9 protein-coding genes and 1 tRNA gene are annotated in these 8,575 nt (G+C 71.2%); 3 read left to right on the forward strand and 7 right to left on the reverse strand.

Going from position 1 to position 8,575, the window contains the following annotated elements:
* Nucleotides 1–225, forward strand: a 225-nt coding sequence (locus VMS22_22830; protein HXJ36882.1) for a hypothetical protein, incomplete at its 5' end; no start/stop codon positions are given.
* A gap of 85 nt (nucleotides 226–310) precedes the next feature.
* Here the strand turns inward: VMS22_22830 and VMS22_22835 are convergent.
* Nucleotides 311–913 carry a hypothetical protein gene (locus tag VMS22_22835; GenBank protein ID HXJ36883.1) on the reverse strand — a complete coding sequence of 201 codons (603 nt, stop codon included), beginning with the start codon at nucleotides 911–913 and terminating at the stop codon, nucleotides 311–313.
* A 122-nt stretch (nucleotides 914–1,035) separates the two neighbouring features.
* A tRNA-Gly gene (locus tag VMS22_22840) sits at nucleotides 1,036–1,109 on the reverse strand.
* Between the two features lie 129 nt (nucleotides 1,110–1,238).
* Between VMS22_22840 and VMS22_22845 the strand changes: the two genes are divergently transcribed.
* Nucleotides 1,239–1,727 carry a cyclic nucleotide-binding domain-containing protein gene (locus tag VMS22_22845; GenBank protein ID HXJ36884.1) on the forward strand — a complete coding sequence of 163 codons (489 nt, stop codon included), beginning with the start codon at nucleotides 1,239–1,241 and terminating at the stop codon, nucleotides 1,725–1,727.
* Here the strand turns inward: VMS22_22845 and VMS22_22850 are convergent.
* Genes VMS22_22850 through VMS22_22870 form a run of 5 tightly spaced genes read right to left on the reverse strand, consistent with a single transcriptional unit; the run spans nucleotide 1,721 to nucleotide 7,793 of the window.
* The gene (locus tag VMS22_22850) at nucleotides 1,721–2,470 is read right to left on the reverse strand and encodes a metallophosphoesterase family protein (GenBank protein ID HXJ36885.1); all 750 of its coding nucleotides are present in this window, start codon (nucleotides 2,468–2,470) and stop codon (nucleotides 1,721–1,723) included. The two genes, VMS22_22845 and VMS22_22850, sit on opposite strands and share 7 nt — an antisense overlap.
* Before the next feature lie 4 nt (nucleotides 2,471–2,474).
* Complete coding sequence (locus VMS22_22855) at nucleotides 2,475–4,628, reverse strand: adenylate/guanylate cyclase domain-containing protein (GenBank protein HXJ36886.1); 2,154 nt, start codon at nucleotides 4,626–4,628, stop codon at nucleotides 2,475–2,477.
* 33 nt (nucleotides 4,629–4,661) lie between these two features.
* Nucleotides 4,662–5,468: a FecR family protein gene (locus tag VMS22_22860; GenBank protein HXJ36887.1), complete on the reverse strand. Its 807-nt coding sequence runs from the start codon at nucleotides 5,466–5,468 to the stop codon at nucleotides 4,662–4,664.
* 7 nt (nucleotides 5,469–5,475) lie between these two features.
* Entirely contained in the window at nucleotides 5,476–6,459 is a 984-nt protein-coding gene (locus VMS22_22865) for a hypothetical protein (protein ID HXJ36888.1), read from the reverse strand.
* 5 nt (nucleotides 6,460–6,464) lie between these two features.
* Nucleotides 6,465–7,793: a YncE family protein gene (locus tag VMS22_22870; protein HXJ36889.1), complete on the reverse strand. Its 1,329-nt coding sequence runs from the start codon at nucleotides 7,791–7,793 to the stop codon at nucleotides 6,465–6,467.
* Here VMS22_22870 and VMS22_22875 point away from each other — a divergent pair.
* Entirely contained in the window at nucleotides 7,771–8,448 is a 678-nt protein-coding gene (locus tag VMS22_22875; protein ID HXJ36890.1) for a hypothetical protein, read from the forward strand. The two genes, VMS22_22870 and VMS22_22875, sit on opposite strands and share 23 nt — an antisense overlap.
* The last annotated feature ends 127 nt before the right edge of the window (nucleotides 8,449–8,575 follow it).

Raw genomic sequence — 8,575 nt, forward strand, 5'->3', positions numbered from 1 at the left:
TTCGGCCGCCGTCAGCCGCAGGCGCCGGCCGTGCACGATCCGCTGCAACAGTCGACGGGACCGGCGCATGTGGCTCCGCCCGCGCGGCAGCACGCCGGCGTCGAGCCGAAGGGCACGGCCGCACACGTGGCGCCGCTGTCCACGCAGCAGCCGGCGACGCCGCAGAGCTGCCCCGCGGGGACGCACGCGCCGAGCCGCACCGATCCCGCGCCGGTGATGTCCTGACAGCCGGCCTCGGCGCAGCACCCGCCGTCGCCGCTGCCCCGCGCGATCATGCGGTGATCGACGACGCGGCACGTGCACTCGCTCGTCAGCCCGGGGACGGAGCCGGCTGCGTGGTCGTCGTGGTCGTCGGCGGCGGCGAGCCGTCCGTGGTCGTCGTCGGCGCGCCGACGCCGTCGCACGTGGGCGGAGCCGCGCAGCGCACGGCCGTGAACCGCCCGGGCTGATCTCGACGGGGCGTCGTGCAGAGCGAGCAGTAGACGTCGCCGCCGATCGTGAGCCGAATGCCCATGCTTCCCTGTGCCGCCTCGTCGAGCGAAATGCCCGTCGACTTCGCGTCGATCTTGAGGACGCGCCCACTCGCGAGCTTCGCGGCCTTGACGCCCGTGGGACCACCGGGCGCGAGCTTGTTGCGGAACGTGAAGGTCGTCCCGGCGCCGTTGGCGGTCCATCCAGCAGCGGGAAGGTCGAGCATGGCCCCCTCACCGCCCGCCGACATGATCTCGAGCATCCCGCCGACCTGCGTCGGGCTCAACGAGGGCGGCGTCGGCTTTGGGAGCCGCGTGCTCCAGACGAGCGAGGCGGAGCCCGTGCCCTGCCGCAACGTGAGCTTGGCGGCGTCCTGCGGATGATCGGTCGCGCCGGCAGCCGTTGCCGCGAGCACGAAGGCCATCGCCGTCACCCGTCGCACGCCGGGGGCGTACCATGTGGGGCGGCCGCCGGCCAGGGAGAAAACGCAAAGGCCGGTCACCGCCGGGCATCATCGGCGGCGACCGGCCACTCACCGGTCACGCGTCGCTACGAAGAGCGGAGAGCGGGTGATCGGGGTCGAACCGACGACCTTGTGCTTGGCAAGCACACGCTCTAGCCAACTGAGCTACACCCGCAGAACGAAGTAGCATCTTGTATCCGCTCACTTTTCTGCGGTCAACCTCGGCGCAGGGTATGCGCGGTGCGGCGTCCGACGCCGCCCGCCCGACGTTGACTCGACTTGGCGGCGGCGTAGGGTCGCTCGCATGCAGGAGATCCTTAGGCTGTGCACCGGCCTCCCCGAGCGCACCCTCGGGGCCGGCGACGTCCTCCTGGGCGAGGGCGAGCGCAGCGGACGGCTCTACGTGCTGATCGACGGCACGGTCGAGGTGGTGAAGGGCGACGTCTGCGTGAACACGGTCTCCGACCCGGGCGCGATCTTCGGGGAGATGTCCCTTCTCCTCGACGCGCCGCACGTGGCCACCGTCCGCGCGCTCCAGCCCGCCCGCGTCCACGTGATCGAGAACGCGCACCAGTTCCTCGACGACGACCCGCGCGTCGCCCGTCTGGTCGCGCGCCTGCTGGCGCGGCGCCTGCACGCGGTCATGACGTATCTCGCCGACCTCAAGCGCCAGTTCGAGGATCACGACAGCCACCTCGGCATGATCGACGAGGTGCTCGAGACCCTCGTCCACCACCAGGGCGAGGAGCACGCGCCGGGGTCGGATCGCGACCCCGATCCGACCGTCTACTGAGCCTCCGGCACCGGGCGCTCGAACGGCCCGTCGAGCGACACCGTCGCGTCGCCCGCGAGCGAGAACCAGCTCGCCGTCCGCGCCGTGGTGTCGAGGATCACGTGCGTCGGCACCGGTCCGATCTGGCGGCCGGCGTTGAACACCCATGTGCTGCCGATCCGGTCGACCCACGAGCCGCCGCGCCGGAACGGCGACTGGTGGATGTGACCCGTGAGCACGATGTCGGGCGCGTGCTCCCCGATCCAGCGTACGAGGTCGGCGTCGCCGTAGTGCTGGTGCCCGGCCCAGCTGACGGGCGAGGCGTCGGGGGGCGCATGGTAGACCCACACCCAGCCCTTCGTGCGCCGGCCCGCATCGCGCGCGAGCTGCGCCCCGACGGCGTCGCGCGCGCGCGGCCCGTCCCACCACGGGCACACGGTGAAGAGCGTACCGTCGATGTCGATCCCGTCGCCGTCGGCCACCACGCCCAGGGCGCGCACGCGCGTCATCCAGGCCGCGACCTTCTCGTCGTCGGTGCGCGCGTTGAGGTCGTGGTTGCCGGAGCTCACGAGGAGCCGCGTCTTCGTGTGCAGGCGTGCCAGGTACTTGAGCGTCACCACGATCTGCGCGTCGAGCGACACCGCCGACGAGATGTCGAGGTGGTCGCCGGCGATCACGACCAGGTCGAAGTCCGTCGCGACCCGATCCAGCCAGTCGAGCTGCTTCAGGGTGTAGTGGAGGTCCGAGACGAGGAGGCACTTCATGGCGTCAGGCCTCGAGGTGGCGGGTGAGGAGGCGTGGGATCGCTCGATCGTTGGGATAGACGGCGGCGAGCGCCTCGACGCGTGCGACGACCGCGTCGCGCGGCTCCGTGCGGCAGGCGTGCAGCGCCGCCTCGAAGGCGGCCGCGCGGCGCGCGAGACTGCCGTCGTGATCGTCCGAGCGACGTCCGAGCAGCTCGTGCACGGTGACCGTCTGCCTGCGACCGCGGACGGGGGTGTGGTCGACCTCGCGGCAGATGAACGCGTCGCCGATCGTCTTTCGGGTCCGATCGGAGATGAGCACGCCCGTTCCGAACTGCCCGTTCAGGTGCTCCAGGCGCGAGGCGAGGTTCACGTCGTCGCCGACGGCGGTGTAGCTGAAACGCCGCGAGGATCCGAAGTTGCCGACCACCGCGTCGCCGGAGTTGATCCCGATGCGGATCTCGAAATGCGGCAGCCCCGCCTCCTCCCAACGCGCATTCAGGCGGCGCAGCTCGGCCAGCATGTCGAGCGCGGCGTTGCAGCATCGCTGGGCGTGATCGGGCACCGCGACCGGGGAGCCCCAGAAGGCCATCACCGCGTCCCCGATGTACTTGTCGAGGAGGCCGCCGTGATCGAACACCACGTCGGTCATGGCCTCGAGGTACTGGTTCAGCATCTCGCCGAGCTGCTCGGGCGGGAGGCGCTCCGAGAGGGTGGTGAAGCCGCGAATGTCCGAGAACAGCACCGTGATCGGGCGTCGCTCGCCGCCGAGCCGCAGGTGCGCGGGATCGGCGGCGATCATGTCCGTGATCTCCGCGTTCACGTAGTGCTGGAAGGCATGCCGGATCTTGCGCTTCTCGGCTTCCTCCACGACCGAGAGATGGACGGCGCCGCCCAGCATGCAGAGCACGAGCGCTCCCAGCGGGTAGACGGCCCCGAGCGCGAGGCCGGCGTGCGTGAACAGCCATTGCGTGCCGCACAGGTACGCGACCGCCAGAGCGGCGGCCGCTGCCGTGCCCCACCGGCTGCCGAGCCGGCGGAGCATCGGTCCGAGCAGCGCCCCGAGCAGGAGCACCACCAGCACCTCGGCGGGAACGAGCCACCACGGATGTCGGAGCGCGCGGCCGCGCAGGGCGTTGTCGAGCACCGTCCCCTGCAGCTCGACCCCGGGGACGACCGACGCGAACGGCGTCGGCACCTCGTCGAAGCCCGATGCGGTGAACCCCACGAGGGCGATGCGGCCCGCGAGCCTTTCCGCGGCCACGCGCCCTGCGAGAACGTCGGCCGCGCTCACGGTCGCGATCGTGCGGGGCGGCCCGAGGAAGTCGATCCAGAGCTGGCCCGCAGGGTCGACCTCGAGCTCCCGGCCACCGATTCTCGCCGATGCGATGCCACCCGGCTCGATCGTCACGCTGGCCCCGTCGCCGCGCGCCTGGACGCGAAGCAGCTCCAGCGCGAGCGACGGCACGAAGCGATCGCCGACCCGGATCGCGATCGGCACGCGGCGGTACGTCCCGTCGGGATCGGGCAGGAAGTTGATGTGTCCCGATCCCGCCGCGGCCTCGGCGAGCGGACGGATCGGCACGCGGGCGCGTGCGGCCGTCTGCGGACCCGGCGTGGTCGCGACCTTCGCCCCGCCGGTCGAAAGGACGCTCACCGACGGCAGCCCGGCCGTCACCTGCGCGAGGTCCGGCGCCGCGCCGCCGCCGAACTCGAAGAAATGGGCCAGGACCACGCGGCCCGAGCGTCGCAGCGTGGCGGCGAACCGGGCGTCGTCGTCGAGCTCGCCCGTGAGCGCCGCGCGGAGCCCGGCGGCGGAGCGTCCCGGGTCGGCGTCGATCATCGACTCGAGCGCGTGCCGGTCGACGGTGGTGACGGGCTCGTCGAAGACGACGTCGAATCCGATCGCCGCCACACCCGCGTCGTCGAGCCGTGCGACGAGGTCACCCAGCTTCGCCCGCGGCCACGGCCAGCGTCCAACCTCCTCCAGGCTCCGCTCGTCGATGGCGACGATGACGACGCGATCGTCGGCCGCGAGCGGTCCGCGGACGAGGTGGCGGAAGTCGAGGATCTTGCGATCGAGAACCTCGATCGGCAGCGGCGCGACGAGACGCAGGAGCGCCACGATCAGCGCGAGCCCGACGCAGACGGCGGTGGTGCCGAATTTCGGTGACCGCACGATCGCTGCGCCGACCGGCCCGAGCCGGCCCCTCTACGGAACGGGCGGTGGAGGCGGCCCTGGCTTCCCGCCCCGCGGTTTGAAGATCGGCTGATCGACGGCCTGCCCCTCGGGCGAGATGGCCCGCTCGCCGCCCCGCTGGGGACTGCGCGCATCGAGCGCATTCGCTCCCCGGCGCGCCCCGGCCGTCGATGCCGCGATCGACGTGGCGCGACGCAGCCCCTGCAATCGCCCCTCGGCGAGCGGAGCCGGCGCCACCGGACGGCTCCCGCGCCGCACCCAGGTCGCGATCCCCGGGCCGAGCAACACCTCGGCGGTGCCCTCCGGATCGGTGGCGGCCCGAACCCGCGTCACGTCGAGAACGCCGACGATCAGCGTCTCCTCCTTCGTCGCGTCATAGTCCGCGATGAAGCTCGTGCCGCGAACGCCGGCGATCGCCGTCGGGGTCTCCACCTCGAAGCGAGAGCGAGGCGCCGCATAGCGCTCGGTCACGACGGCCCGCAGGGCGCCGACCAGGAGCTGGAAACGCGACACCGTCGCGGCACCCGTCACCTGCTCGGTCACCTCGATCTGCGAGGACGGCCCGAGCGTCAGCTCGGAGTCCTCCCGCATCACGATGCGGAGCTTGCCATCGGTCCCGGTCCGGAGGCGGTCGCCGAGGAGCACGCCGTCGCCCTTCGACAGCGGAGCCCACTCGCCCTCCCCCGCATGCTGGACCTCGGCGCGTCCCTCGATCTCGGCCGCCGTTCCCACCTGCTCGGCGGCTCCAACGGTCCGTCCGGCGCCGAGCGTCACGGCGAGCGCCACGAGTGCGATCGCGAGCCTCCAACGCCGGCGCATCGGCGCGTCAGTACGCAAACCGGACCTCCGCGGCCACGACGTTGCGATCGTAGGTGTAGACGTCGATGTTCGAGTCGTCGACGGTGCCATAGTAGTTGAGTCCGATCGTCAGGTGGTCGGTGAGCGGTCGCCGCACGCCGACCGAGAACTGGTTGATGGCATCGTGCCGCTTCGTACGGAAGCCCGTGAGGCTGTTGGGCTCGGTGTAGTTCTCGTAACGGAACAAGTACACGACGTCGACGGTCACCTGCCACCCGGGAGCCCAGCCGACGCCGGCGTATCCTTGGTTGTAGTAGTAGCGGTAGTCGTTCGCCGCCGCGGAATGCGAGCTGGGGCGCACCGAGCCGAACTCGTATCCCACGGAGGCGTACTGCGCGCCCCAGTAGATCGTCTGGCTGAGACTCGCCGAGTCGTCCGGACCGTCGCGGACGTCTTCGAAGGCGTTGAAGTAGGTGATGTCGCCATGGCGGTAGAGGAACTGCGTCAGGCCCCAGCGACCCTCGACCAGCGACACGAAGGGGGTGACGAAGGGCTCACCGGAATAGCTCGGGCCACCCAGCGCGTAGTGCTGGTACCCGGCCTGCACGCCCGTCCAGAGCTCGGGAAGGAGGGCGTAGCCGACGGTAGCCTGCGCGAGGTTCGATCGCAGGTTGAAGTCGTCGAGCCGGAAGTACAGCGACTGGTACAGGTCGTACTCGACCGACGCTTGCCAGCGGTCCGTGTCGACGATGTCGTAGCGCCCACCCACGGAGATGGTGTACGCGCCGTCCCTCGGATCCGACGGCGTACCTGGGATCGTCTGACCGCTCGGGTCGAGCGCGACGTTCGAGTCGTACATGAAGCCAGTCGCCGCGTGCACGGACCACGGCCGTTCGCCGGCCGCTACGCCACCCTCGGCCTGCGTATCCGCGGGGTCGCCGCCACGCGCCACCCGAGGTGCGAGCAGCATCGCGACGGCGAACAGGATCGCCGGGAGACGACGCGACTGCACCGCGATCAGCTCGCCGGTCCCGGCGGATTGGATCCCGCGCCTTGCAGTGAGACGGCTCGGTTGCGGTGCCCGCGCACGATGAGGGCACGGGTGCGCCGGCCCAGGTCGAGCAGGCGGAACCCGAGGTTGCGCTGCACCGTCCCGTGGCGGAGTGCGCGCCGGAGGACGCCCAGGAACTGGCGGAGCTCGACGCGCAGCTCCGGTGCCCCGGGCCCATGCGTCACCGCCTGCTGCCGCGCACGCTCGACGGCCGCCGCGAGCGTCGGCTCCAGCGCCGGATCGTGGAAGCTCGACGGTTCCGCCGCTCCGAGCGTCTCGTCGAGCGCGTCGAGCAGCGCGCCGAGCGCATCCAGCCCCGGCCGCGGCACGAACTCACACCCCTCTTGCGGCGCACAGCCGGCGGCGATCGTCGGATCGGGGATGTCGCAGCGGACGGCGGACTGCGGGCAATCGTTCGACGACGTTCCCACGAAGTCGCCGAAGGCGACGGGCACCGCGCCGATGGCCACCGACCCGGTGATCGCACCCGACGGCTGCATGAACGAGAGGACGCCGGTCGTGCCGCTCACGACGAGGATCCGCCCGTCGCCATCGACCGACACGCCCAGCGGCCCCGGGGGGACCGGATACGCGCCCACGATCGCGTTCTCGGTCGTGTCGATCGCGACGACCAGATCCTTCGACGCGCTGCTGACGTAGGCCCGCCCCGCGTTCGCGTCGACGGCGACGCCGAAGGGCTTCCCGGGAGTGGGGATCGTCGTAAGCGCCGTGCGACTCACGACGCCGATCACGGTGACCGAGCGCCCACCGAAGTTGGTCACGTAGACGCGGCCTCGTGACTCGTCGATCGCCACCTGCGCCGGCTTGTGGTCGGTGCGCACGCGGGCGAGGATCCGGCCCGTCGTCGGATCCATGGCCGTCACGGTGTCCGCGCCGAAGCTCGCGACGTACAGCGTCTGCCCCGACCGTTCGAACGCGATGCTCGACGGCCCGCGGTCGGCGCGGAACCGGGCAACCCGCGTCCGGGTGGTCGTGTCGAGCACGTCGATCCAGTCGTCGCCGTAGCTCGCGACGTAGGCGCGCGCACCGGTCGGATCCATGGCGATCCCCAGCGGAACGCGGCCGACGGGGATCGTCGCGACCACCGCTTGCGACGCGATGTCGATCACGGAGACGCTACGTCCCTGCCGATTGGTGACCCAGAGCTCGGTGCCCCGCGGGTGCACGGCCACGCCCCACGGGCCGTCGCCGGCCGGCACGGTCCCCGCGATCCCACCGTTCGTGAGGTCGATCAGCGACACGGTGTCGTCCTTGAAGTTGGACACGGCGCCCACGGCGAACTCCCGCCGGCACGCGACGGCCACCGCCGGCGGCGTGGGCGTGCAGACGCCGGCACGGCAGAACTCGTCGCCGTTGCAGACGTCCCCGTCGCTGCACGAGGTGCCGTCGGGATCGATCTGGCAGGTGGGCGAGCAGCAGTCGCCGGCCGCGGTGTTGCCGTCGTCGCACGCCTCACCCAGCTCGGGGTCGACGATCCCGTTGCCGCACGGGTTGGTCGTAGTCGTCGTGCTGGTGCTCGTGGTCGTCGTCGTGGAGCTGCTGGTCGTCGTGCTGGTCGAGGACGACGTGCTCGTCGACGTGGTGGTCGACGTCGACGTGCTCGACGACGTCGTCGTGCTGGTGGAGGTGGAGGTCGAGGTGGACGTGCTCGTGCTGGTGGAGGTGGACGTGCTCGTCGAGGACGACGTGCTGGTCGACGTCGACGTGCTCGACGACGTGGTCGTGCTGGTGGAGGTGGAGCTGCTGGTCGTCGTGCTGGTGCTCGTCGTCGGTATGCAGGACAAGGTCGTGGTGGTGGTCGGAGGCGGATCCAGACGCGACGGCACGCAGACTTCGCGGCGGTGGATCAGCTTCGCCTTGCCGGCGCCGAACTGGTTCTGGGTGAACGCCGCCACGGTGCCGAAGCCGGCGTCCGAGCGGGGGCGATAGCAGAGGAGATCGTCGAGACGCGTCGACGCGGTCGGGTCCTCGTCGTTCTTGTTCGCGGGCAGGCACAGGCGAGTCGGCTTCACGAGGTCGACGACGACGGTCTCGATCGCGTCGGTGATCGTGACAC

The sequence above is a fragment of the Candidatus Eisenbacteria bacterium genome (assembly GCA_035577985.1).
In the GTDB taxonomy this organism is placed as follows: domain Bacteria; phylum Desulfobacterota; class Binatia; order DP-6; family DP-6; genus DATJZY01.